General features: G+C 61.1%; 20 protein-coding genes and 2 tRNA genes. 14 read left to right on the forward strand and 8 right to left on the reverse strand.

Annotated elements, in window-relative coordinates; all coding sequences use genetic code 11:
• Nucleotides 1–5: 5 nt before the first annotated feature.
• The gene (locus BE0216_RS02370; RefSeq protein ID WP_094636102.1) at nucleotides 6–935 is read right to left on the reverse strand and encodes a hypothetical protein; all 930 of its coding nucleotides are present in this window, start codon (nucleotides 933–935) and stop codon (nucleotides 6–8) included.
• Nucleotides 936–1,066: 131 nt separating this feature from the next.
• The gene (locus tag BE0216_RS02375; protein ID WP_094636101.1) at nucleotides 1,067–2,239 is read right to left on the reverse strand and encodes an ABC transporter permease; all 1,173 of its coding nucleotides are present in this window, start codon (nucleotides 2,237–2,239) and stop codon (nucleotides 1,067–1,069) included.
• A 108-nt stretch (nucleotides 2,240–2,347) separates the two neighbouring features.
• Here BE0216_RS02375 and BE0216_RS02380 point away from each other — a divergent pair.
• A tRNA-Pro gene (locus BE0216_RS02380) sits at nucleotides 2,348–2,421 on the forward strand.
• Between the two features lie 164 nt (nucleotides 2,422–2,585).
• Nucleotides 2,586–2,825: a hypothetical protein gene (locus BE0216_RS02385; protein ID WP_094636100.1), complete on the forward strand. Its 240-nt coding sequence runs from the start codon at nucleotides 2,586–2,588 to the stop codon at nucleotides 2,823–2,825.
• 137 nt (nucleotides 2,826–2,962) lie between these two features.
• On the opposite strand, the gene glgX is transcribed toward BE0216_RS02385, so the two are convergent.
• The 6 genes from glgX to BE0216_RS02415 form a co-directional block, all read right to left on the reverse strand.
• The gene (glgX, locus tag BE0216_RS02390) at nucleotides 2,963–5,083 is read right to left on the reverse strand and encodes a glycogen debranching protein GlgX (protein ID WP_169714252.1); all 2,121 of its coding nucleotides are present in this window, start codon (nucleotides 5,081–5,083) and stop codon (nucleotides 2,963–2,965) included.
• A 20-nt stretch (nucleotides 5,084–5,103) separates the two neighbouring features.
• Entirely contained in the window at nucleotides 5,104–5,730 is a 627-nt protein-coding gene (locus BE0216_RS02395) for an NUDIX hydrolase (RefSeq protein ID WP_226805806.1), read from the reverse strand.
• A gap of 96 nt (nucleotides 5,731–5,826) precedes the next feature.
• Nucleotides 5,827–6,738, reverse strand: coding sequence for a Nif3-like dinuclear metal center hexameric protein (locus BE0216_RS02400; protein ID WP_094636097.1), 912 nt, complete (start codon nucleotides 6,736–6,738; stop codon nucleotides 5,827–5,829).
• A gap of 81 nt (nucleotides 6,739–6,819) precedes the next feature.
• Complete coding sequence (gene polA, locus BE0216_RS02405; RefSeq protein WP_094636096.1) at nucleotides 6,820–9,687, reverse strand: DNA polymerase I; 2,868 nt, start codon at nucleotides 9,685–9,687, stop codon at nucleotides 6,820–6,822.
• Nucleotides 9,677–10,456 (reverse strand): ANTAR domain-containing response regulator, encoded by a 780-nt coding sequence (locus BE0216_RS02410; RefSeq protein WP_094636095.1) that lies wholly within the window; start codon nucleotides 10,454–10,456, stop codon nucleotides 9,677–9,679. The genes polA and BE0216_RS02410 overlap by 11 nt, the downstream gene beginning before the upstream one ends.
• 82 nt (nucleotides 10,457–10,538) lie before the next feature.
• On the reverse strand, nucleotides 10,539–11,138 hold the full coding sequence (locus tag BE0216_RS02415) for an NUDIX domain-containing protein (protein WP_094636094.1): 600 nt from the start codon (nucleotides 11,136–11,138) through the stop codon (nucleotides 10,539–10,541).
• Nucleotides 11,139–11,293: 155 nt separating this feature from the next.
• On the opposite strand from BE0216_RS02415, the gene BE0216_RS02420 reads away from it, so the two are divergent.
• The 12 genes from BE0216_RS02420 (at nucleotide 11,294) to BE0216_RS02480 (ending at nucleotide 24,398) form a co-directional block, all read left to right on the forward strand.
• A tRNA-Leu gene (locus BE0216_RS02420) sits at nucleotides 11,294–11,370 on the forward strand.
• Nucleotides 11,371–11,872: 502 nt separating this feature from the next.
• The gene (locus BE0216_RS02425) at nucleotides 11,873–12,160 is read left to right on the forward strand and encodes a hypothetical protein (RefSeq protein ID WP_072724115.1); all 288 of its coding nucleotides are present in this window, start codon (nucleotides 11,873–11,875) and stop codon (nucleotides 12,158–12,160) included.
• A 325-nt stretch (nucleotides 12,161–12,485) separates the two neighbouring features.
• Nucleotides 12,486–12,686 carry a hypothetical protein gene (locus BE0216_RS02430; protein ID WP_072724113.1) on the forward strand — a complete coding sequence of 67 codons (201 nt, stop codon included), beginning with the start codon at nucleotides 12,486–12,488 and terminating at the stop codon, nucleotides 12,684–12,686.
• Between the two features lie 135 nt (nucleotides 12,687–12,821).
• Nucleotides 12,822–13,262 carry a hypothetical protein gene (locus tag BE0216_RS11935; protein WP_072724111.1) on the forward strand — a complete coding sequence of 147 codons (441 nt, stop codon included), beginning with the start codon at nucleotides 12,822–12,824 and terminating at the stop codon, nucleotides 13,260–13,262.
• Nucleotides 13,263–13,431: 169 nt separating this feature from the next.
• Entirely contained in the window at nucleotides 13,432–14,805 is a 1,374-nt protein-coding gene (locus tag BE0216_RS02440) for a helix-turn-helix domain-containing protein (RefSeq protein ID WP_072724108.1), read from the forward strand.
• A complete protein-coding gene (locus BE0216_RS02445) occupies nucleotides 14,802–15,317 on the forward strand; it encodes a WhiB family transcriptional regulator (RefSeq protein ID WP_083570119.1) in 516 nt (171 codons plus the stop codon). Before BE0216_RS02440 ends, BE0216_RS02445 begins: the two co-directional genes overlap by 4 nt.
• A 60-nt stretch (nucleotides 15,318–15,377) precedes the next feature.
• Entirely contained in the window at nucleotides 15,378–15,971 is a 594-nt protein-coding gene (locus BE0216_RS02450; RefSeq protein WP_072724106.1) for a ParA family protein, read from the forward strand.
• Nucleotides 15,972–16,181: 210 nt separating this feature from the next.
• Nucleotides 16,182–17,003, forward strand: coding sequence for a DUF2786 domain-containing protein (locus tag BE0216_RS02460; RefSeq protein WP_072724101.1), 822 nt, complete (start codon nucleotides 16,182–16,184; stop codon nucleotides 17,001–17,003).
• A gap of 121 nt (nucleotides 17,004–17,124) precedes the next feature.
• Complete coding sequence (locus BE0216_RS02465; RefSeq protein ID WP_072724099.1) at nucleotides 17,125–18,174, forward strand: hypothetical protein; 1,050 nt, start codon at nucleotides 17,125–17,127, stop codon at nucleotides 18,172–18,174.
• Between the two features lie 239 nt (nucleotides 18,175–18,413).
• The gene (locus tag BE0216_RS02470; RefSeq protein ID WP_072724097.1) at nucleotides 18,414–23,177 is read left to right on the forward strand and encodes an LPXTG cell wall anchor domain-containing protein; all 4,764 of its coding nucleotides are present in this window, start codon (nucleotides 18,414–18,416) and stop codon (nucleotides 23,175–23,177) included.
• A 159-nt stretch (nucleotides 23,178–23,336) separates the two neighbouring features.
• Nucleotides 23,337–23,543 (forward strand): hypothetical protein, encoded by a 207-nt coding sequence (locus tag BE0216_RS02475; RefSeq protein WP_072724095.1) that lies wholly within the window; start codon nucleotides 23,337–23,339, stop codon nucleotides 23,541–23,543.
• A gap of 36 nt (nucleotides 23,544–23,579) precedes the next feature.
• The gene (locus BE0216_RS02480; protein WP_072724093.1) at nucleotides 23,580–24,398 is read left to right on the forward strand and encodes a VirB6/TrbL-like conjugal transfer protein, CD1112 family; all 819 of its coding nucleotides are present in this window, start codon (nucleotides 23,580–23,582) and stop codon (nucleotides 24,396–24,398) included.
• The last annotated feature ends 1 nt before the right edge of the window (nucleotide 24,399 follow it).

The raw sequence follows: 24,399 nt of genomic DNA on the forward strand, positions 1-24,399 counted from the left end.
CGTCGTCACTCGCTCTGTTCCTGATACTTGTCGCCCAGCAGGGTGCTCAGTTCCTGCAGCATTTCCATGGGATTCGCATTCTCCACGGCCTGTTGCAGATCGACCTGGAAATCGTTCAACGCTCCATACCCGGCATCGAGATCGGCCAGTTGATCCGCCAACTCGGCGAGTTCCTGATATTCCGCGCTGGTCGCCGTGGAGAAATCGCCGATCGTTCTCATCTGATTGATGATTTCGGTCATCTGGTCCAGCGTCTGCACGGTGGTGGACGCATATTCCTGCAGAACCGACGCTTCGGATTGGGTCAAAGTCTCCACGTTCGACCGGCAGTCCGCGATATAGGTCTCATACTGTTCATAGTAATCCGAGTCCCATTCGGTGACCGAGGGAGTCGCCACGCATACCGCGGAGGATTGCGCCAGTGTGCCGGCGGAATCGGCGAGCGCGTTCATCAGTTTGACGTACTGCTTGGCTTGGCGTTGGAAGTTGGCGTAGGAGCTGGCCACCTCCTGATCGTTCATCGCGCGAAGGTCGGAGAAGTCGTCCACCTGCTCGTCGAAGGTGCTCACCGTTGAAACCAGTTCCGTGGCGTCGACCGCGGAGGGATCGATCTCGTTGCTGTAGAGGAACGAATACGCGTCGGTGAACGCGGTTGAGGTCTCCATATAGCTTTCGCTCATCGCGGACGTCTGTTGCGACGCCTGCGCGTAGTGCGTCGCCCGTACCGAGCTGAACGGCCGTGCCACCGCGACGACCACTACTACCGCGATTACCACTATGGCCGCGAGCACGGCGATAATCGGCCAGTTCCATGTCCTCTTCGGTAGAGGCCGTGGCGCGACGAGTCGGTCAAAAGACGCAGGCGTGACGGGATCGGCGAACAACTCCTCGATATCCGCTTCGCTGATCAGCTCATCCTGCTTGCCGTATCGCACATCACCCTCCCTGGCTCGGCACTCGCGTACGCACATTCCTACAGTGTTTCCCTTGAAAACACGCCGTCATTCACTATAACGCACATCCCCCGGAAACCTCCGGGATGTCGCAGCATATGGATTGCGAACCGTCACAGATCGGCGGCGATGCGTGATTCGACCGAGTCGATATCGTCAGGTTCGTTGAGTCCACCCTCCAACGCCTGCGCATGCAGCAGCTGGGCTTGGACACGGTCGGCCTCGATGGCGGCGATCTGCCGCGAGAACACGATGAACCAGCCGAGGAACAGCATGCCCGCCACCGCTTCGACATTGGTGAGCGTGTCATGTCCCATAATCATGTTGGCCCACAATCCCGCGCAGACCAGCAAACTCAGGTCGGAGACCACGGCCATCGCCTTCGACAGGCGCGGCGCCAACCATGGCAGCAGGAGGAACAGCACCAGCATCAGTACGGGCAGTCCTTTGGCGAAGAAGTTGTGAATCGTTTTGTATGGCGTGTATCGGAACGCGCCGATGCCGATGAATGCCAGGCCGGAGAGCGTGAGCAGCACCGATAGGATGGCTATGCGCACGCGGAAATGCTTGATCTCCCAAACAGGTTTGCCGTCCGCGTCGCGGTTGTGGCGCTGATGCCACATACGTTGCAGACGTTCGGTGGTGATGAGTTCGGAAACGGCGAAGTAGCTGACGATGATCACGCAGGTGCCGGCGAGCATCAATGTGGAGTTGAACATGCGCGCGGCGAAAGTGGTGCTGTCCCCCAGCCGGGAGAAATTCCAGTAGTACCATTCCGGATCGTCGGTGGTCAGTCCGGCCGTGCATACGCCGGAGATCACGAAAAACGGCAGCAGCGAGGCGATGGTTTTCGCATTCATCAGCTCCGCCTGCACGAAGGTCATATAGCCGACCACGCCGGAGAATCCCGCGCATGCGGCGGGCAGATAGCCGGCGAACATCGCGACTCCCATCATCTCGTTCACCGCGTTGATCAGCGCGAAGGACGAGAGGAAAATTGTCGCCGCGTATACCACGGACAGCGCGAGGATCTCGAACACCCGGCGGATCGGCGTGAACCAGCCGTTCTTCAGACTCCAGGAATGCGATTGGCGCGCGTATCCGATGCAGAAGGAGACGACGCCGCAAGCCGCGACGATGCCCGAGCACACCATGAACCGGCGTTGCGTGACCTGCCAGATGGCCGGCGCATAGGAGAGGTAGATGTTCATCGCCGCATAGGAGGCCACCGCGCAGATCAGAAAGGAGATGAGGCCCGCGGTTTCGACGCGCTGATGACGGCCCATACTTCCCCTCCTTCCGTATGCGGGTGGTGACGGTCGTCCATTGTACCCGTGTCCTCGTCCAAACATCCGCTACAATGGTTCCTTGTGCTGTACGTGGTGCGGCACGAACGGGCTGTGGCGCAGTTTGGTAGCGCGCCTGCTTTGGGAGCAGGATGTCGCAGGTTCAAATCCTGTCAGCCCGACCGAAAACGCTACTCCCGTATAGGATTAGGGCTTCTTCATTTTCCGCGCGCACTCCTCCCAGACACGATTCAGACACGATTGCAGTCAAGAACAAGCATCCACCTACGCCTATAGCAAATCACCATAAGTAGAATGGGTCATAATCGCTGGAGGTGGTGAGCTTATGACTGATGTAATGTTTTCTCCCAAACCCGTCGTCGTACGAGATGATGCCCTCTCCATGTTGGAGAAAGTGGCGGATATGCGCAACGTCACGGTTGCGGACATGATGGCTGAGTGGGTGAACTCGTATGCTCCCGCTCCCAGCTATAAGGCCACAACCCCTCAGCCCGGAGACACCGTACTGTCCTCTGAAGATGATTGGACCAATTTCCGTGCCAAGATTCTCGGGAGCAGCGAATGATAACCGTTGCCTTCTCCAATGAGGGCCAGCGCGATTTGAAACGATTGGCTCGCTGGAGACCCGCATAGCACAAAACGGACAAAGCCCCGGACCAAAGCATCGCTCGGTTCGAGGCTTCTTGTATCACAACGGCAGAATCAGTAGTCCTGCTTTTGCTCGGGCTTTTTGCTGCCCATGAGCATCAGGAAGGTGCGCGACTGCGCGGTGATCGCGAACCCGGCCTCGTAGTTGAGTTCCGGCCCCTTGGGATTGTGGGTGTCGACGATCAGCTTCCATTTGCGCCCGTAGCGTTCATCCGGCAGGGTGAACTGGATCGGTTCGTAGTGCGCGTTGAAGATGAGGATGAAGTCGTTGTCGACCATCCGATTGCCGTACCAGTCGGTTTCGGGGATGTCCGAACCGTTGAGGTAGATCATCATCGACAGCGCATGCGTGTTCTGCCAATCGGCCAAATCCATGATGGAGCCAGTGTGGTCGAACCATTCGACCTGCGGAATCATGTTCGAGTCGTCGCCCGGTTCGCGTCCGGTGAAGAAGCGCCGGCGGTGCAACACGGGATGGTCGAGGCGCAGATGGATCAGTTTCGAGACGAAGTCGAAGAGGTCCTTCTTGTCTTCCGTGACGTTCCAGTCGGTCCACGAGATCTCATTGTCCTGGCAGTAGGCGTTGTTGTTGCCCTGCTGGGTGCGGGCCACCTCGTCGCCGCCGCAGATCATGGGAATGCCCTGACTGAACAGCAGGGTGGAGAACATGTTGCGCATCTGGCGGGCGCGCAGCTCGTTCACGTCGTGGATGCTGGTGGGGCCTTCGACGCCGCAGTTCCACGAGCGGTTGTTGCTTTCGCCGTCGCGGTTGCCTTCGCCGTTGGCCATATTGTGCTTGTCGTTGTAGCTCACCAGATCGTTCATGGTGAAGCCGTCGTGCGCGGTGATGAAGTTCACCGACGCGACCGGGCGGCGTCCGTTCATCTGGTACAGGTCGGAGCTGCCCATCAGACGGCTGGCGAACTCGGGCAGGGTGGAGGGCTGCGAGCGCCAGAAGTCGCGCACGGTGTCGCGGTAGCGTCCGTTCCACTCCGACCAGCTGGAGGGGAATCCGCCCACCTGATAGCCGCCGGATCCCAGATCCCACGGTTCGGCGATGAGTTTGACGCGGCTTAAAACCGGATCCTGCTCGACGATGTCGAAGAAGGCGGAGAGCTTGTCGACCTCCTGGAACTGGCGGGCGAGCGTGGCGGCCAGATCGAAGCGGAAGCCGTCCACATGCATTTCCGTCACCCAGTAGCGCAGGGAGTCGGTGATGAGCTGCAGGGCATGCGGCGAGCGCATGAGCAGCGAGTTGCCGGTGCCGGTCGTGTCGAAGTAGTGGCGCTGGTCGCCTTCGACGAGACGGTAGTAGGCCGAGTTGTCGATGCCGCGGAAGCTCAACGTGGGCCCCATATGGTTGCCTTCGGCGGTGTGGTTGTACACCACGTCGAGGATGACCTCCATGCCGGCGCGATGGTAGGCCTTGACCATGGATTTGAACTCGTTGACCTGCTCGCCGCGCTGCCCGGAGCTGGAGTAGGTGTTGTGCGGGGCGAAGAATCCGATGGTGTTGTATCCCCAGTAGTTGCTCAGGCCCTTCTCCTGCAGGAAGGAGTCGTTGACGAACTGGTGGATGGGCATGAGTTCGATGGTGGTGACGCCCAGTCGTTTGAAGTATTCGATGACGGACGGGTAGGCGAGGCCGGCGTAGGTGCCGCGGATGTCCGGCGGCACGTCGCGGTTGAGGTTGGTCAGGCCTCGCACATGCGCCTCGTAGATCACGGAATCGTGGTAGGGGATGCCGGGATGCTGGTCGTTGCCCCAATCGAAGTAGGGGTTGACGACCACGGACTTCATCGTATGCGCGGTGGAGTCCATGGTGTTCATCAGAGCGTCGTTGTCCGGATTGGAGAAGTCGTAGGAGAACAGGCTTTCATGGCCGTCGATATTGCCTTCGATGGCCTTCGCATAGGGGTCGAGCAGCAGTTTGTTCGGGTTGCACCGGTGTCCGTGGGCGGGATCGTAGGGTCCGTAGACGCGGTAGCCGTAGCGCTGGCCCGGCTGGATGCCGGGAAGATAGTTGTGCCAGACGTACGAGTTCTGCTCGGTCATCTCGATGCGGGTCTCGTTGTCGTGCTCGTCGAACAGACAGAGTTCGACTTTCTGCGCGACCTGGGAGAACAGGGCGAAGTTCACTCCGGCGCCGTCGTAGCTGGCGCCGAGCGGATACATGGAGCCGGGTCTGATTTGCATTATTCCAGTATCGCACCTTCCTCGGCCGAGCGCGGCCGTTCGGGAATGTTGCGGGTGTCGTATGAAGCGTCGCGCAGCCGTCGTAGGGCTTCGTGTTGGATGGCGATCATACCATTGGATGAGGTGACGCGTGTGACGAGCAGCTCCTGCCAGCTCACCCAGGACGATTCCACGTATTCGTCGCCGTCGAAATGCCGTTCCTCCTGACGCCATGCGCCCAGATGGAGCACCATGATGTGGGCCAGTTCGTCGGCCATGCCTTCGGACGAGTAGAACGCGCCCACGCGGTCGACGCGCAGTTCGCGCTCGTCCGGTACCACGCCGGTCTCTTCTGCGAGTTCGCGCATCGCCGCGGCCATCGGATCCTCGTCGCCGTCCATCAGTCCCGCGGGCAGTCCGTAGGCGAACAGGTCGCTGCCCGCGCGGTATTCGCGTTCGAGCAGATAGCGGTCGGTGGCGAGGTCATGCACCAGCAGGACCACGCAGGGCGCGTGCCGCATCACCTGACGGCGGATCGTATGACGTTCGCCGCGCCGGTCGGTCAATGCGATGGTCATATCGTCGATGCGGAACACGGCGCCGCGGTAGACAGTTTCGCTGGATTCCACCACCGCGGGAATCGTCATGTCGATGCCGTCGAGCACTCCCCCGCCGGCCGTCCGTTCCGCACGGTTGGGGTCGTCGTTCGTCGCTGTCGTCATGATTCCTCCTTTTCCCGGTCTCTAGCCCAGCGCGCCGCCGTCCGTAGTGATGACGCGGGTCCACGGGTCGGTGTTGTCCCGCAGCCAGTTGGTTTCGATTCGCTCCCCCGTCGCCTGTGCGACGGCCGCGGGCACGTCTTCGATCGCGTAATGGAACCACATCGATTCGATGGCCGCATGCGGGGTGTTGATGAACATCGGACGCACGCCCTCGTCACCCCGCCCCAAGGCGACGCCCCTCCCGCGCATGCGGGCCTCGTAGCGCGCCTGTTCGATGGCGTCGGTGACCGGATGGTGACGAAGGTCGCTGGTCACGTACACGTCCACGCCCGAAGCGCGCACCTCGTCGAACAGCGAGTCGCCGGAGCCGGGCAGCACGGCCACGGTGTTCACGGGCGCATCGTCATCGCCGCAGATTTGGATGCCGTAGGCGGTACGCATGGGCAGCGCGTCGAACACCCGTTGCGCGAAATCATGCAGCGTCGTCGGTTCAGGCAGGCGGCCGATGCGCCCCAACCCGACCGGATGTTCGGCCGCCGGATCGTCGATGGGCGTCAACGGACGCTGATCGACCAGACCGAACAGGTCGGCGGCGGCCTGTCCCACGCCGCGATGGGCGGCATCGGCGTTGGTGTGCCCCACCCACAGCGCGCAGCCGTTGGTGTTCAGCGTACGTACGATCTCGCCGCGGAATCCCAGTCCTGACACCTCATGCACCGAACGGAAGAACAGCGGATGGTGGGTGATCAGCAGGTCGGCCCGCCAGTCGACGGCCTGCTCGACGATGGCCCAAGTGGGGTCGGCGGCGAACGCGACGCGACGCACCTCGCGCGTCAGATCGCCCACAATCAGGCCGGGCTCGTCCCATTCCTCGGCGTAACGCAATGGGTAGAGCGTTTCCAGCACATCGACGACTTGCTTGAGATTCGGCATATGTCCTCCTTCTCGAGTGTGCGTATGTCGCCTGTGGCGGGCGGGCCCATCCTTAGGTCCGCCCGCCATAGGCGACGATCGTCAGTGCGCGGCGAGCTGCCAGTCGGCGCCGACGCCCGTCGAAACGTCCAATGGCACCGACAGTTCCACCGCATGTTCCATCGCGTCGCTGATCAGGCGGGAGACCTGTTCGCTTTCCCCGGGGGCGATCTCCACCACAAGTTCGTCGTGGATCTGCAGGATGACGCGGCTGGCGAGGTTGTGCTCATGCAAGGCGTGGTCGGCGCGGATCATGGCGATTTTCATGATGTCCGCGGCGGAGCCTTGGATGGGCGCGTTCAGGGCGGCGCGCTCGGCGGCCTCGCGAGCGTTGCGGTTCAGGGCGGTCAGCGCGGGGAAATAGCGCCTGCGGCCGAACATCGTCTCCGTATAGCCTTTGTCGCGCGCGGTCTCCACTAGGGATTCCAGATAGTCGTGCACTTTGCCGAAGGTCGCGAAATACTTCTCCTTCAGCACGTCCGCCTCGCTGGGGCGGATGTGCAGCTGCTGGGAGAGGCCGTAGGTGCTCAGACCGTAGGCCAGACCGTAACTCATCGCCTTCACGTGGCTGCGCTGGTCGGCGGTGATCGATTCCATCGGCACCGCGTAGACGAGGCTGGCCACGTACTTGTGGAAGTCCGCGCCGGATCTGAACGCCTCGATCAGCGCCTCGTCGCCGGAAAGATGCGCCATGATGCGCAGCTCGACCTGCGAATAGTCGCAGCTCATCAGCGATTCGTAGCCTTCGCCGGGTACGAAGGCGGAACGGATTTCACGGCCTGCGGCGTTGCGGTTGGGGATGTTCTGCAGATTCGGATCCACGGAGCTCAACCGGCCCGTCGCGGCCACGGTCTGTTCGAAAGTGGTGTGGATACGTCCGTCCTTGCGGTTCGTCGCGTCGATCAGCGTGGCGACGATCTGCTTGAGCTTGTTGGTTTCGCGATGCCGCAGCAGCGCGCCGAGGAATCCGCTGGCCCGTTCGTCGCCTTCGCTTGCGGATTTGACGTACAGTTCCTGCAGTACGGCCGCGTTGGTCGTGTACGAGCCGGATTTGGTGCGTTTGGTGGGCTTCAAGTCCAAATCCTCGTACAGCACCTTCGCCAGCTGTTTGGGGCTTTGCAGATTCACCCGTGTGCCGGCGCAGTCCCACGCGATCTCCTGCGCCTGATTCGCTTCGGCCGAGAACTGCTCGTGCATGCCGGTCAGGCGGGCGGTATCGACGGTGGCGCCGAGTTCCTCCATACGCTGCAGCACACGAGAGACGGGAATCTCCAACGCCTCCATCAGCCCGTACTGCTCGCGCTCGTCCAAACGAGGAGCCAAGGTGGCCGCCAGGTCGCGTACCAGCGCGAGATGGGTGAGCAGACGATCGTCGGAATGCGACTCGTCCGTGCTTGGATCATCGCCGAAATCCAACTCGCCTTGGGTGGCCTCCTCGTGCTGCTCCACGGTGAAGTCGAGGAAGCGCGCGGCGGCATGTTCCAGCGTGTCGGCGTGGAAGTCGGGAACGATGAGATATCCGGCGAGTTTGGTGTCCAACAGCGGGTCGTCAAGAGTCAGTCCCGCCGCATGCAGCAGATGCAGCTGCTCTTTGAAGCCGTGCACCACTGTGCGGGCGTGCGTCGCGTCGAGCAGGTGCTGGATATGGACGCGCAGCTCGCCATCGCAGGGCAAATCGATGATCGCGGCCTGGTCGCCGCGCATCAGCAGCAGTGTTTCAGCCGTGACGTCACCGGGCTTCGCCGTGCCTTCGACATGCAGCGTCCACGAATCCTCCAACGCGCCGTCGCAACGGGCGGACAGGTCGGGGACTCCCAGACGGTCGATATCCACGGATTCTGCGGCGTCGGGGTCGACCGGAGCCGTCGCGTCGATGCCGCGGGCGCTCGCCCATGCGTCGAATTCGGCGGTCGTGGACACGCGCGTGCCTTGCGGCAGCTTCGGGCCATCGTCGGATTCGGCCGCGGGCGCGGCGGAAACGGATGACGAGGAGATTCCACCATTGAAGGTTCTCAGCACCTTGTTTTTGGTGCGGATGCCGAACTGCATCTCTTTGAACAGCGATTCCACCTGCGCGGCATCGACGGAACCGAAAGACAGGTCGTCGATGGTCAGCCCCAGATCGATGTCGCGTACCAGCGCGTTCACCTTGCGGTTGAGCAGCACCTGATCGAGGTGGCCGCGCAGGGCCTCGCCCTTCTTGCCGCCGATCTCGTCGGCGTGCGCGACGATCTCGTCCAGGGAGCCGTATTGGTTGATCCATTTGGCCGCGAACCCGTCGCCCACACCCGGCACTCCGGGGATGTTGTCGGCGGTTTCGCCGCGTAGCGCCGCCAGATCGGGATACTGCTGCGGCGTCACCTTGTATTTCTCCATCACGGCCTCGGGCGTCATGCGCTTGAGGTCTTTGAAATGATGGCCGGGATACAGCACGGTGATATGCTCGTCGACCAGCTGGAAGGCGTCGCGGTCGCCGGAGAGCACCAGCGTGCGGTATCCGGATCGCTCACCCATCGTGGCGAGCGTGCCGATCACGTCATCGCCCTCATAGCCGGGACGTTCGATATAGGTGACGCCCAACGCGGTGAGCATGCGTTGGATCAGCGGCAGCTGGCTGAGCAGTTCCTCGGGAGCGGCCTCGCGCGTGCCTTTGTATTGGGGCAGCATGTCGTTGCGGAACGTGCCGCCCTTCACATCGAAGGCGACGGCCAGATGGTCGGGCTTTTCGGCCTCGACCACCTGGGAGAGCATGGTCGCGAAACCCCATACCGCATTGGTCGGCTGGCCCGCGTCGGTGGTGAAGTTCTCCGCAGGCAGACCGTAGAAGGCGCGGAATGCCAGGGAATGACCGTCTACGACAAGCAGCGTGCCCCGGTATTCGCCGTCGGGGATCGTCAAATCAGCGCTCATCCTCGTCTGCCGGCTTGGGATCGCCGTACTTGGCGATGATGGCCTGGGCGAGACGCTTCTTCGGGATGCGCTGGTCCATGGAGGTCTTCTGAATCCAACGGAAAGCGCCCTGCTCGGAGAAGTCGGCCTTGTCCATCAGCAGGCCCTTGGCACGGTCGACGAGCTTGCGCTCCTCCAGCGTGTCCTCGGCCTTCTTCAGTTTCTCCTCGACCTCGCGCAGCTGCTGCTCGGCCTCCTTGAGCTGGCGTTCCCCGCGCTCGACGTTGTCGAGCAGGTCGTTGATCTCGGCGAAGCGGCCGATGGCGACCTCCATGGCGGGAAGCAGCTTGGATTCCTCATACGGCTTGGTCACGTAGGCCATGGCGCCGGCGCCGGTGGCCTTCTTCACCAGATCGGTCTGGGAGAACGCGGTCAGCATCACCACGGGGGCGATGTTCTCGTCGCAGATCACGCCTGCGGCGGCGATACCGTCCATACGGGGCATCTTCACATCCATGCACACCACATCCGGGCGGAATTTGCGCGTCAGTTCGACGGCCTCCTCACCGTTGGCGGCCTGGCCGACGACCTCGTAGCCGTTGTCCTCGAGCATGGCGACCAAATCCATACGGTTCACGGCCTCATCCTCGGCCACCACCACGGTATGAGCGCCGCTGCCGGTTGCGACGACAGGCTCGTTCTCCTGACGAGCGGCCTCCTGAAGCTCCTCGCTGGTCAACACCTCGTCCAGTGCCATATTCGCGTCGTCAGACTTCTTCCCTGCGGTCATACCTTACCCTTTCCAAATCAGTACTTGCATGATGATACCAACTGTGCTGTACTCGCCGTCTCTGTGTCGCGAGCGAACGGAGCTAGTCGTCCAGATGGTCGATGATCCCCAGCTTCAGCCGCATGATCGCTACCACGGACTTGGCGTCGGCGATGGTGCCGTTGATCACCATCTGATAGGCGTCGTCGATGCTGAGCAGACGCACATCCGAGCGGGGGGTTTCCGGTCCGATCTCCGCGCGCGGGGCAGGCTTGAGGTCGGTGGCGAAAAACACCGACGTATGCTGCGTGGAATAGCCGGGCGTGTTCATGAAGCGGGCGAACTGCGTGAGCCTGCCGGCCTCGTATCCTGCCTCCTCCGCCAGCTTGCGCGCGGCGACCTCCATCGGCCGTTCGCTCGGCATGTTGGCGTGTCCGGCGGGGATCTCCAACGTCCAGCGATGGTTCGCAAGACGGTATTGTTCCACCAGCGGAATCATCCCATCCTCCGTAAGCGCGACCACGGCCACGGTCTCGCCGTTGTTCTCGCGGATGAAATACCGTTCGAAGGAGCCTATCTGGTTGGATTCGTAGGTGACATGGTCCACGTCGAAATAATGGGTCTCGATGATCTGCTTGCGCGAGATCTCCTTAACCGGCGACGGACGCCACGGATCGAATCTGCGATAGGTATCGTTACTCATGTTGCCTCCTTCTGGCTCACATACCTGCGTCCCATTGTAATTCGCGCAAGGCGGGACCCGCGCGGTTTTCGCGGGGCGATTCGCGACGCGCGTGACGACGCTGCCGGTTTTGTCATCCGGCGATATGGTGTATGCTTTCCATTCGTGTGTGATACGCCCCTGTATCCCAATTGGTAGAGGAAGCAGCCTCAAAATCTGCGCAGTGTGGGTTCGAGTCCCACCGGGGGCACCACCCAATCGTCCGGCATCACGAAGCATCGTGGCCGGACGTTTTTGATTCCACGCTTCCGTCGTCCATCATCCTGCGGATCAGTCGGCTCGACAAGAAACCTCACCGTGCTGGATGCAACCAAAGATGCATCTTCATGACTTCTAAGTTCCCTCATCCTCTTAAACGTGCCGTCATCCACCATCGCAGCTGGAGTAGTGCCAAAGTAATTGGCTAGTCGTTGTATATCGATTGCCCGCCACGGAATTACCCCAGACATCTTGCCCTGTATGGACTGACGAGTCAGTTTTAACGGCTCCCCTAGTGAGCTTTTAGGCTTCCCACCTAGAAACAAGGAAGCGTTGTAAGCAATGACCAGATCCAAATATGAGTCATCGTTTTCGTCTGTTTGCAGCAGCAGTTCATATGGAGTACTCATCGCGCCTCATTCCGTTTGTCAAGAAGAATGATGCAATAGTACTCATTCAATTTGCGTTCGGTCAAATCGAATGCTATTCTGTCAGGTATGACTTTACAAACGCAAAGTAAATCGCCCCTGTCCCCCATGAAGAGGTGGTGTCTTACAACAGGCACCTCCTATCGTGAGCTGGCTGCGTTGCTTGGTCAGGCGACTTCCACTGTCTGCGACAAGGTCAATCGTCGCGTCGAGTGGCAGAACCGCGATTACGTGCTGCTGCGTAAGGAACTGGGTTTGACATACGACTTCATCCAGGAGGTCGATGCCGATGATGTTGAACGGGTGTTGGCTTCGGCCTCACATAACGAGATTGAGAGGTGCCTGACCAACCACTAACGAATTCCTCTGTTTACCTATTAATAAGAATGCCGGCCCGGTGTTGGAGCACCGGAACCGGCTGTGTAATAACAATCCGAGCCTTGAGGTCTCCCATCCTGCCAGATTCGATGACCTTTACGGCTCTGCATTGCGAAGGAGTGTCATCACACATGTTCGACTTTACCAACCGCCCATGCGCTTGTCCTGCGCTATCTGCTGTTTTCCATTTTAAAAGCACTGTTTTCCGTTTTGGGCGGACAATTGTTTTTTCTCGCCATGGTCGCGATGCGTTCCCCGATCGGGCGGCCTGCATGTTCTCGCATCCAGCGAACGGAGGTCGGCGATGAAAACGAAGTGCGTCGCGTTCACGGTTCCCGCTTTGATCGTGTGTCTTACGATCTGTCTGTCCGAATCGTTCTGGTGGCTGGCTGCCGCTACCGTCCTGGCTTTCGTCCAGGTGCTGTTGCTGCCCTCGGATGAGGAGTTCGAGGCCATGACGCATCGCGAACCCCGCGTGGTGTCGTCGCATCCGGTGGAGGCGTGAGATGGTTTGGATTTTAACAGGGGTCACGATCATCGTCATCGGCCAGCTTTTCAATCTCGCCTTATGTCAATCAGCGAAGAGGGGCGATGAAATCGACCGCGCTGTTTTTCGTCATGAAGACGAGGAGGACCGTCAATGAGCAGGAAAGAATTCGATGCGCGGCAGCTGCGGTACCTGCGGAGGCTGTCGGCTGTGGAATCGGTGACCGCCACCAAAATCAGGTATTCTCGCGCTTTCCAGCTTGACTGCATGCGTCGTTATATCCTCGGCGATCATCCCACCGCCATTTTCCGTGATGCCGGTTTGGATCCTTCGATTATCGGCTACAAGCGCATCGAACGCTGCATCGCCCGATGGCGTCAGGACCCCGACATCATGACATCGGTTCGCGCCGGCGATAGCGCCGATCTCGAATCCGATTGCGACATGCGTCTGGACGATGGCGAGCCGCTGCCGGCTCATTCCGATGATGGTTTCGTGCCGATGCATGTGTTCGAGGCGCATCTTAGCCGTGTGAACCGGCTTGAGCATTGCGTCGATGATTTGCAGAAGCAGCTAGCGGAGGTGGCGAAGTGAAACCGCTGACGTTGAAGAGGGCCGACCGACTGTTGATATTGCGTAGTCCGTCGGACGGCTCGCAGGATCTGTACGTGTCCACAATGATTGGCATGCCTTTGCCTCGTGTGCCACTCGAACGGGACCGGTTGCGTGCCTCCGTCATGATTGCCGCCAAGAGGAGGCGATCATGAGCAATATTGCGTTGAGCTGGGCGTACAAGTGCCATGTGGGCAACGCGGCCGCCAAGGCCGTACTCATCTATCTGGCCGACCGCGCCTCTGACGACGGGACCGGCGCGTTTCCCAAGATTGACACGATCGCGAAGGTGACTGAGTTTTCCGAGTCGAGCGTGCGGAAAAGCCTACGCCTCCTCCAGGAGCGTGGATTCATCCGCAAAGGCGACCAACGATACGCGCGCATCGGCAAAGGCGGACGCGACCGACTGCCCCAGTACTGTCAGGTCGTGTGGGACCTTAATGTTGGCTCCGATCCGACCACCCTGGCATGGATCGAAAACACCCATGCCAGCGAGTACGATTCCACCACAATGAGTGTCCAGCCTGACCCGGATGCTGCTCGACTGCCCGATAACGACGAAGCCAGGGAGCTTGATCCCGACGCAAAGTCGGAGAACCGCGAAAATAAGCCATTCCCCAGCTCTACACCACGTACAGTGCTGGAAAAAGAAGAGGAGGACACCCATACTCCAGCACTGCATGAGGTACAGACCCAGTCCTGTACCACGTACAGTGCCAGCTCTGCACCACGTACAGTGCTGTATATAAAGGAAGAAACCCAACAGGCTAACCCTCCAAGTAAACCTCTCCCCTCTGCCACTACGTGGCATCTCCCCGACGGGGAGACCGACGGTGATGATGACGATGGATGGCAGGAATACCTCGCCGAAATCGAGGACGGACCGGACGCAACCAGTGGTCTTGCCGAGTCCGGTGTCGTCGCCGACGACCTGCTGCGCAAGCTGCGCGGTATCCGCGCCGACGCGGGACTGACCACGCCCGAGCCGACCGGCCGCGACCGCAAGGCCGTCCTCGCCCTGCACCGTCGCTTGCAAGCCCTGCACGCTCCGCTGGATGCTTTCGGCCTGATCGTCGCCACATTGGAATGGGCCATCGGCCGTGATTGGTGGGCCAGGCGGATCCGCACCGGCCGTCAATTGGCTCGATTGTGGGACGAGCTTGAGGACGACCGTGCCATCGAGCAGCGCGCCGTCGCACGCCACACATCGGTCAGGCCCGCCGAGGAGCCGGACGCCCAGCACCTCCACGCCACCGGCTGCGTGCATGTGCGCCGGCTGCTTGACTGCGGTCGCGCCGTCGATGCCGACCCTGACTCGACCCGACGCCACGCCCACGCTGATCAGGTCCTCGCATGGCTGGACGCGGGCGACGACGACGCGGCGATCGTGGCCCGTCTCGCCGACCTGCTGCGTGAGGAGCGCGAACGACACGAGCGGGACATGACGGAACTCGCCCGCCAACGCAAGCTGAACGGTGGGCATATGTTCGCCGGCGCGCGCGAACGAGTGGGGGTGATGTCATGAGCGAGACGATTGATGACACCATGCGGTTCGTGCGGACGGCTCCGCTGTTGGGTGGTCGGAACCGGCGGCCGGAATGCGAGGGCTTCCCGGCGAATTGGGCCGATTTGGTTTGGGGATTGGACGACGAGGCGGATCAGCAGGCCCGGCGCGAGGCCATGCGCTTCGGCGCTATGGTCTGCCGCGAGTGCCCGGTCCGCATCGAGTGCCTGGCTTCGGCAATCGTGCAGCGGGAAAGGTCCACACTCAAGGGCGGATTGTCCTGGACGACGCGCAAGCGTATCGCGCATCTGGCCGAGAAGGCCGGCGTGCCCTTGCAGGATAATGACCTGCCGGCCAAGCAACGATACGTGCTGCTGATGCGATGGCTCGCCTCGCATCCTCATGCCGAAGATCAGGCGCGCCGTCAGGAGAACGAGCAGCGGACCAATCGGCGGCGTAGAACATCGCGGCCACGGATCAAGACGCTTCCCAGGGTCTCCCCCGGCGTCGGACAATCCGCGCTGTTCGACTGACAGCAGGCAATCAAGCAAGCAGGAATGCAGACATTCAGACTTTCAAGAAAGCAGGAGAACATGAGAATCGCTATCGCGAACGCGAAGGGCGGTGTGGCGAAGACCACGACCGCGATTTATCTGGCTTCCACGATCGCCCATCGGGGCGGTCTTGTCGAGGTGTGGGACGCGGATCCGCAATCGTCGGCGAGTCTGTGGGCGGACGCAGCGGCCGACGCGGGCGACCCGCTGCCGTATCAGGTGCTGCCCGCGAATCTGAGCACCATGCGTCGTCTCGCTTCGGCGTCGGTCGATGACGGCCGGTGGTCCATCATCGATTGCCCTCCCCAGGGCAAGTTGCTGGAGGCTGCGGTGAGGTCAGTCGATTTCGTGATCGTGCCGACATCGGACAGTCCGATGGACTTGCAGCAGGCGTGGGCGACATTGGATGAGGTGTTGAAGAACACTCCGGCATCCGTGCTGGTCGTGCGCGCGCAATGCAACACCCGCGCCTTCCGGGACACGATGGACGCGTTGGAGGAATCGGACTCGCCCCGTTTCGAGACCGTCATCCGTTTCCGCCAGGAGATCAAGAAGGGACTCGGCTCGAATCCCGGCGACAAGCTCTACGAGTACCGCGACCTGCTCACCGAGATTGATAAGGAGTTGCGATGAAGGGCAATTACTCGCCTTTGCGACGTGACCGCGCGTCCATCGGGGCCGCCTTCGGAGGCTCCGGCCAGCAGTCGCATGGAGACAAGGTCATGTTGAGTCTCAGGGTCCCGTCCGACCTCAAGATGCGGTTTAAGACCGAAGCCGTCTCACGAGGCAGGAGTATGGAGGAATGCCTGGTGGATGCCCTCGAACAGTGGTTGGGAGGCGATCATGAGTGATGATCGTTTCGAGCGGATGCTGGAGCGCGTGCGTCGTTTGCTTGCTTTGGCGGAGGATCCCGCCAGCAGTGACAGCGAGGCCGAAGTGGCCTACGAGCGCGCTCAGAAGCTGATGCAGGAGCATGCCATCGAGTCGTGGCGTCTGCGGCATGTCGGTGAGCCGGTGGAGCGGATCAGCGAGAAGTGCGTGCCGGTCGATGCGAGTCCGGTCAATCGGTACAAGGCCGCTTTGGCGAAGATCATCGCGGAGGCGAACCAATGCGATGCGTTCTGTTCGGCCTACACGTCGCGTAATCATCGCGATGTGATCACGAGCGTCACGTTCGTCGGGACGCCCGGGAACATCGAGAAGTCCGTGCTGCTCTGGCAGAGCATGGAGCTGCGCCGTGCGGCGCATTGGCGTATCGCGCTCAGCCGGGAACGCGCGCGCATCGCGGCGAACATCGAGAAGGAGCTGTCTCCATCCCATTTGGCGCTTATGGAACGCATGGGGGCGTCTCCCGCACGTTACGCTCGGGAGCGCTGCGCCGAAGCCCCGTTCCGCAACGGCTTCTACCTCGGTTTCTGCCAGCGCATCGAAGCCCGTTTCGCCGCGCTCGGCCGAGATATGGAATCCGTGGGCAGCGATCTCATGCTTTCCCACCGCAACGCCATCTCGGACTATATGGCCGGCCATGATCTCAAAACCATGCAGTGCCCGGCGTTGACGGTCAGCCATGACGGGGTGCGCGCGGGACGCGAGGATGCCGATATGACCAGTATCGGTTTGGCCGAAACGGAAGCGGAAAGGAGCAGGTATGAGATCCACGCATAGAGGACGCAGGCAGTCATTAATGAATGCTTGAAATCCAGCGGTCATTATTTCAAGAAATCAGGAAGTCGAAGCCCGCATCTCCGTCCATATGGATAAGGTGCATATATATAAGGAGTGAATCATGTCGGAGAACACGAACAAGAGCACGAACGATAGGCCCGAATCGACGGTTGAGGATATGACCGCCGGCCTCATCGCGCACGATCAGGTTGATGAGGTCACAGCCGAGGCCGAGGCGTTGGCCAACGCTGACGCGGACAAATCGGAACACTCGAAGCGGAAGCGCAAAAGGATGATCGCGTTCGCTGTGATTGTGGCGGTCATCGTCCTCGCCGTCGGCGGCGCGATCGGATGGCTGGCGTGGTCGAACGCACGATTGGACGCGGCCAAAACCGCGTGTGCGACCGCGAGCGAAACCGTGAGCGAGGCGAAACAGTCATATGCCGCTTTGCTGGAAGGCGACGCGGCGGACGCGGCCGCGATCACCACTGACATGGTGGCTGACCCGGACACGCTGGACGCACTGACCGAAGCGATGGACGAACAGGCTCCCGACCACGCGGAATGCGAGGCCGAAGACACGGCGGGTCTGACCGCCGCAACCGACGATATGGACGAGGCGACGACCTGGTATCGGACGCATACCAAGAGTCTGACCGCCGTCATAAAGTCCGTCACCGATTCACGAGATACGAAGACGCTCCAGACCGCGAAGGACGCGCTCAATTCAAAAATCAATGAGGCGCGGGCGCTGCTCACGTCGAGTGACGGCAACGTGGCCGACAATGCGACCCGCGAATCGTTGACCACGGCCATCGACGAGGCATCCGCCATCGACGGCGACGATCCGACCATATACGACGAGTCGCGCGCGAAGCTGGAGGCCGCGATGCAGACGGTGAACGATTCCGTCACGGCAAAGAGCGAGGCCGACGCCCAAGCCGCCGCCGAAGCAGCGGCCGCCGCTCAAGCGCAACAGTCCTACACGCCCTCGTATTCGTATTCAGGCGGTACCGGCACTTACGGATACACCGGTACCGGCTCCAGCGGAGGATCCAGTTCCAGTTCGAGCAGCGGATCATCATCAGGAAGTTCTTTCGGTGGTGGTTCCAGCACCAGAGTTCCCGGCTGGCAAGGCACCGGCACCGTCTCTCCTGACGTGGCCGGCTGACTCAACGAATAATGCTCATGTCACCTTGACGTGAGCATTATTTTTTGCACATGTCCGCCCAAAAACAGCTGACCTATCACTGAGACTGGATATTGCGGGTCGCCCGTGGGACGCCTTCGGGGAAAAAACGACTCGCGCCTTTTCGCTCATACCATGTATGGGACGGCCGGTTTCATCTCGATTCCGGCCAGTCCTGTACAGATGAAGCGAGGAGGCTGGAATTAGCGAAAAAGGTTGATATGACTTTTTTGAACAAGTGCCGTAAGGCGTGCGCTACGATCGCATCCATTGCGGTCCTGGCTGGCGGACTGGCAGCAGGCACCGCGACAGCCTATGCATCAGGAGGCGGCGGCAACGCAGGCGGAGGAATCCCGACCGGCGGTGGCGGTTTTTTCCTGTCATGGCGATATCAAGACAATAACGACGGCGGATTCGGATCAGCTACGGACACCAACAGTGTGCGCAAAGCCCTCGAAATGGACTGGACTCGCATCGAAGGCAGTGCCGACGCTTGGATCAACGAAGCCCTGAACGAAGCGAACTCTAATTGTGTCGCCCGTTTCAATGAAGCCCATCCAGGAGAAACAGCGAACTGTCGTGTCGTGGCAGTCGGAGCGATTGGCACGTCATCTCGCCAGTTCGGATATGTGGCTGGCGCATCTCATAGCATCTGGATGGACGCTTGGAATCAGACCGTGCAGGGCGGCCCCTACTACAACAATGGGAAATCGTACAGCACGAGTGACATCTTTACCGATCAGCCAGGCATGAGCGTTGATATCATTGCAGACCAATATGCACCTGACTTTGTCAACGGCGCATCAACTGGTTCCCTTGTCGTCATTGCCCTGAATCAGTACGAGCCTGCGGATCCGTCCTATGATTTGAGCATTTCGACGCAGGCGTCGGGGACGACGACTAAGGCCGGTGACACCGGTGATGTGTCGGACACGATCAGCCTTTCCAACGGCGGGGCCAACACCGTGGAGAACGTGAGCGGCACCGCGACGCTGCATTGGCGTGGCGTCGACGGGTCCACACGCACCGCGTCGAAGAGCTTCACCGCGTCGAACACCGGCAGTACCCAAGTGTCTTTCGGTTATCGTGATGTGGATTCGTCGTGGGAATCGTGGCCGGCGGGATCGTTCTGGTTCGATGTCGATGTGCCGAAGCAGGGCAACATGGCCGCCGCTGCGAGCCATGCGGGCGAGCAGGACGCAAAGGAGTCCTGGAGCGCGTCGAACGAGCCGCCGACCAAGACTCTGACGAACGCTGCGGGCGAGACCGTGACCGACGATAATGATTCGATTGTGTCCGGCTCGTTGTACACCGCGCACATCAGCGCGCATTCCTCTGCTTCGTCGCAGTTCTGGATTTACGACACCATCGAGACCAAGGACGTGGTGATCGGCGGCATCGATGCGGATGATCTGAGCAAGGTCACCGTGACCGACGCCTCCGGCAATGTGGTCGCCGCCGACATCAGCATCGATGACAGCCAGGAGGGCAAGCGTGTGGTCAAGGCCCACGTCACCAACCCGCATTCCGGCGTCTACACGTTGAATATTCCTCAGAGCGCGAAGCCGACCGGTTCGGACTACACCATCTCCGATGGTTCGATCGCGTGCTGGACGGGTGACAATGGCATGGGTTCGCTGGCCGATTGCCAGACCGGCAACAGCGACGAGGTGGGCAAGGTCACCCCTCAGCCCGACAAGGTGTGGGTTCTGGACGAGGAAGGCGCGCTTGAGGCCGCCGACCCAGACCACACCAACCAGGAGGGCGTCGATACGAAGACGTTCCTTGTGGGTGACAAGATCGCGGTCGTGGTCAACGGCACGTTGCCCGCGCACCTGCTCAATCCTCTCGCTTCCTATTCCATCACGGATGATCTGACGGGTTCGACCGAGTGGATCGATTGGCAGTCCGGCAAGGTGTTCGTGGACGGCGAGGACGTGACCGATCAGTTCGACATCGTGATCGATCAGGGCGCGAGGACCGCTACCGCCACGGCGAAGGCCTCCTACATCGCCGCGACGATGTTCAAGACCTCGGAATCCGAGGTGAAGTTCTATCTTGAGGGCGTCATCAAGGCCGGCGCGACGGCGGGCAAGAAGATCCAGCTCACGAACGTCGCCTCCGAGACCTGGAACAACGAAACCATCGAGACCAACGAACCTCCCGTGTTCGTGTGGACGCCGAACCCGGACAAGGCGTGGGTCAAGCTCGACTCCGACGGCGACTGGGTGACGGTGACCGATCCGACGAAGAGCGACATGGTTGGTGCCGATAACGACTACTTCCGCTTGGGCGACCGAGTGGCGGCGGTCATCAACGGCACGCTGCCGACCGGCTTGGGCCGTGTCCCCGAGATCAGCTTCTCGGACGACTATTCGGCCGTCGATTCGATCCTCGATCTGGACGCCGACAACATCCGTGTCTATGAGCAGGACGCCTCCACCTCGGAGACCTCCAGCATCGACGGCATCAACAAGACCGGCACGGATGTCACCGACCGCTTCGACATCACGACGGATGGTACCAAGGTGACCGTCAACGCGCACGACGACTACGAGGCCGAACAGAAGGATCTCGCGGTTGCGAAGCAGATCACCGTGCTGGTGACCTTCGACGTGCAGTTCGACACCACCGAACTGCTCGAAAGCTACGGCAAGGAGCAGGGTGACGAGCTGAATACCTGCGTTGACCCGAGCGGCGCGGATCTCGACAATGTCGGCTCCCAGACCGTGGGCGGCTCCACCGTGGACACCAACAGCCCGAAGATCTGCGTGACCGTGCCCCCGATCCACAAGCAGGTCATCGCCGAGTCCTCCCAGGGCGGCGACCAGTCCGACATCGACGAGCAGGTCGTGTTCCCCGGCCAGACCGTGGAGTACACGGTGAGGGTCGATCCCCAGATCCCGGCCGACCAGGCCTACGAGGTGACTGTGTTGAAGCTCTCGGACACGTATTCGGAGTACACCACCGCGAACAAGCAGACGCTTGAGATCACGGACCTCAACACCGGCTCGGTGATTCCGAAGAAGACCGGCTACACCGTCTCGTGGGATGACGATGCTCACAGCTTCGTGGTGACCTTCAGCAAGGATTGGGTGGCCGCGAACTGGCAGGCCGGCTCGAATCCGCGCCTCCTGCTGCGCTTCGAGGCCAAGGTGCACGACGACGCCCCGACCGACAAGACCATCGACAACAAGGCGGCTTTGACGGTCAACAACGGCGTCACCGAGTCCAACGAGGTGACGAACAACCCGCCGGTCATCACGCCGAAGAAGCAGGACACCCAGAAGGATCCGACGATCAGCATCGACGGCAAGACCGCGCTCCTGGGCGACAAGGTCTACTACCGCGTCAGCATCGACGCCACCGACCTTTCCAACGCCGCATACAAGGTGTGGCGCTTGGGCATGGTCGATGACTGGGACGAGGAGTATCTGAGCCTGGACGAGACCGGCATCGAGGTGCTGGACGAGTCCGGTGTGGACCACACCGCCGATTTCAACATCCAGGTGCAGGACGGCGTGGTCTATGCCTTCGCAAAGCTCGTGGACACGTACATCGACGCGACGGGCGAGACCGTGCCGGGCGACCCCCAGCCCACGGACCTCAAGGCCTACAGCGAGTTGACCGACGCGGACTATGACCCGCTCGCGGATCCCGCGATCGACCAGTCGCTGCTGGGCCACACCTACACCGTGGTCCTGCCGATGACGGTCATCAAGGTCACCGACGGCTACGTGGTCTCCAACACCGCCACGCAGATCGCCAACGACACGCGCGTCGAGACGAACACCGTCACCAATCCGCTGAAGGAGATCAACCCCTCCAAGGACGTGACCGTGAGCGTGGGCGGCGACAGCGTGAACGGCCACTCGGTCTACAAGGATCGTCTGTTTTTGTACAAGCTCGACAGCTCGATTCTGCCCACGGATCGCGCCTACCCGGTCATCACGGACTGGGGCGGCACGGACCAGCTCGACACCGCCAACGACGAGTACACCGGCCAATGGGCCATCTACGCCAGCCGCGACCTCTACCGTGACGGTGAGGTGATCGCCCAGGCGGGCGAACGCATCGCCGGAAGCAACTTCGACTCCTCGAAGTTCGGCGGCGCGCTGTTCACCGTCGAGACCGACGACAACGGCCTGGTGACCGTCAACGCGACCCAGGCCTACCTGGATCTGGTGAGCGCCGACAACGAGCACGAGGCCGGCTGGACCCTGTACATCCAGTGCAAGCGCCTCAACGTCGTGGACAAGGTCGAGAACGTGTGGACCGAAACGCTCAACGGCCAGCCGCGCGAGTCCAACACCGTGTGGACCCGCACGCCCGACATGACCCCGAGCCTGTCGATCGAGAAGTGGGACACGGCCAGCGGCATCGAGACCGGCGACCGCGACTCCACCGACCAGGCCCTCAAGATGGACGGCGACTCCACGGAGATCACCTTCACCATCACAAACACGAGCGGTGTCGATCCGGACACGGGCGACGGCGCGTGGTTCAAGGCCAGTGACCTTGATTTGAGTGATTCCACGATCGTGGGCGACGCCCAGATCGATATGGACTCCTTGGTCTACCCGGACGGCTGGGATGATCTGGTGCTCAAGCCGGGTGAGAGCGTCGATGTCAGGGGCACGCTCAAGGGCGTCTCGGAGGGGTCGAATCACACCGACCGCGCGATCGTCACCGGCACCCCGCTGGTCGAATGTGCGGCCGACACGTCCGACCCGTTCGGCGACGAGGTCGATCCCGGCTTCACCGTCACCGGCGAAAGGGTCGAGATCGACGGCAGGCAGCTGTGCGCCGACACCCAGGTCACGTCCAACACCGACGACTGGTCCGGCTACCGAGACAAGCCCCTGGCTTCGACCGGCGTCGCCATCGGCGGCATGATCGTCGCCGCCGTCGCCATCGCGGGCGCGGGCGTCAGCCTGATCCTGGTCCGCCGCCAGCGCGCGCACTCCGCGCGTCACGCGGGCTGATCCGACGGTTTGACGGATAAATGACAAGTCCCTCACGGCCTTATAGCTGTGAGGGACTGTTTTGTAATTGTCCGCCCAAAACCGCGCGGGTTTGGCCTGAACATTGTTGTATGAGGTTCGCGCATCGGGCGTGACCCTGATGATATGCAAGGAGTTGGGATGGATTTCCTTAACCAGGTGCTCGAATTGTTCGTGCGGTTCGTGCAGATCGGCGGTGGTCTGTGGCTTGTGTGGGGCGTGGTGTCGTTCGGCGGCGCGCTCAAGGACCAGAATGGTCCCGACATGAAATCCGGCATGTGGCAGATTGTCGGCGGCGGCCTGATTCTGGCCGCTGGCACTTTGTTCTCCAGCATCGCTCTTAGCTAGTAGGGCATCATTGTGCTTGAGGACTGGTGCGTCAACATGCTGAACATGATCGGCGGCGGTGGGCTGGGATCGAACGTGACCAATCTGCTCACCGCGTCGCCGGACTCATGGAATCCGACGCTGTATCAGTTGGCTTTGAGCGTGCATTCGGTGGTGGTCAAGCCGTTGACGAGCGTGATCCTCGCAATCATGTTCACTCTGGAGCTTTCTCGTAACTCGACCCGTATCGAGTCCGATCGCGAACTTGGAGTGAAGATCGTGGCCGGAACGTTGTTCAAGGTGGCATTGGTGCTTTTGGCCGCTCAAAACGCCGATCTGTTCCTCCGGGCCTTCAATTCGATTTCCAGCTGGCTTGTCACCGGCGTTTCGGACCAGATGAGCGCCGACACCACCGCGACCGGCAATGAGCTTGGCGATCAGATGCGTGACCAGATATCGGATGCGGGTGTCATGGGCCAGGCGGCGTTGCTGATTCTGCTGCTTATTCCGTTCCTGTTGTCGCAGTTGGCGAGTGTGATCGCGACCGTGGTCATGTACGTGCGCTTCATCGAGATCTACGCGCTGACGGCCTTCCAGTCGCTGCCGTTCGCATTGCTGATCCATGACGACACCAAACCAATCGCGATTGGTTATTTCAAGGCGTATGCGCGGACCTGCATTAATGCGGTCACGTTGTTGATCTGTCTGGCGATCTATCAGGCGATCGTTGCGGACGCTGTTGGTTTGTCCGCTGCGGAGGGAGACATGGTCGGTTGGGTGACCGGGCATTTCGCCCAACTGTTGATGGCTTCGGTGCTGTTGTTCTTCGTTATCCAGCTTTCCCAGCGTGTGAGCCGCGCGGTGGCCGGCGAGTGAG

This window comes from Bifidobacterium eulemuris (assembly GCF_014898155.1).
Classification (GTDB): Bacteria; Actinomycetota; Actinomycetes; order Actinomycetales; family Bifidobacteriaceae; genus Bifidobacterium; species Bifidobacterium eulemuris.

Coding starts and splice junctions, on each gene's coding strand:
- BE0216_RS02375 (WP_094636101.1), bottom strand. CDS start 2,239: ATGGGCCGTCATCAGCGCGTCGAAACCGCGGGCCTCATCTCCTTTCTG.
- BE0216_RS02385 (WP_094636100.1), top strand. CDS start 2,586: ATGACTGATGTAATGTTTTCTCCCAAACCCGTCGTCGTACGAGATGAT.
- glgX (WP_169714252.1), bottom strand. CDS start 5,083: ATGTATCCGCTCGGCGCCAGCTACGACGGCGCCGGAGTGAACTTCGCC.
- BE0216_RS02395 (WP_226805806.1), bottom strand. CDS start 5,730: ATGACGATTCCCGCGGTGGTGGAATCCAGCGAAACTGTCTACCGCGGC.
- BE0216_RS02400 (WP_094636097.1), bottom strand. CDS start 6,738: ATGCCGAATCTCAAGCAAGTCGTCGATGTGCTGGAAACGCTCTACCCA.
- polA (WP_094636096.1), bottom strand. CDS start 9,687: ATGAGCGCTGATTTGACGATCCCCGACGGCGAATACCGGGGCACGCTG.
- BE0216_RS02410 (WP_094636095.1), bottom strand. CDS start 10,456: ATGACCGCAGGGAAGAAGTCTGACGACGCGAATATGGCACTGGACGAG.
- BE0216_RS02415 (WP_094636094.1), bottom strand. CDS start 11,138: ATGAGTAACGATACCTATCGCAGATTCGATCCGTGGCGTCCGTCGCCG.
- BE0216_RS02425 (WP_072724115.1), top strand. CDS start 11,873: ATGACTTTACAAACGCAAAGTAAATCGCCCCTGTCCCCCATGAAGAGG.
- BE0216_RS02430 (WP_072724113.1), top strand. CDS start 12,486: ATGAAAACGAAGTGCGTCGCGTTCACGGTTCCCGCTTTGATCGTGTGT.
- BE0216_RS11935 (WP_072724111.1), top strand. CDS start 12,822: ATGAGCAGGAAAGAATTCGATGCGCGGCAGCTGCGGTACCTGCGGAGG.
- BE0216_RS02440 (WP_072724108.1), top strand. CDS start 13,432: ATGAGCAATATTGCGTTGAGCTGGGCGTACAAGTGCCATGTGGGCAAC.
- BE0216_RS02445 (WP_083570119.1), top strand. CDS start 14,802: ATGAGCGAGACGATTGATGACACCATGCGGTTCGTGCGGACGGCTCCG.
- BE0216_RS02450 (WP_072724106.1), top strand. CDS start 15,378: ATGAGAATCGCTATCGCGAACGCGAAGGGCGGTGTGGCGAAGACCACG.
- BE0216_RS02460 (WP_072724101.1), top strand. CDS start 16,182: ATGAGTGATGATCGTTTCGAGCGGATGCTGGAGCGCGTGCGTCGTTTG.
- BE0216_RS02465 (WP_072724099.1), top strand. CDS start 17,125: ATGTCGGAGAACACGAACAAGAGCACGAACGATAGGCCCGAATCGACG.
- BE0216_RS02470 (WP_072724097.1), top strand. CDS start 18,414: ATGACTTTTTTGAACAAGTGCCGTAAGGCGTGCGCTACGATCGCATCC.
- BE0216_RS02475 (WP_072724095.1), top strand. CDS start 23,337: ATGGATTTCCTTAACCAGGTGCTCGAATTGTTCGTGCGGTTCGTGCAG.
- BE0216_RS02480 (WP_072724093.1), top strand. CDS start 23,580: ATGCTGAACATGATCGGCGGCGGTGGGCTGGGATCGAACGTGACCAAT.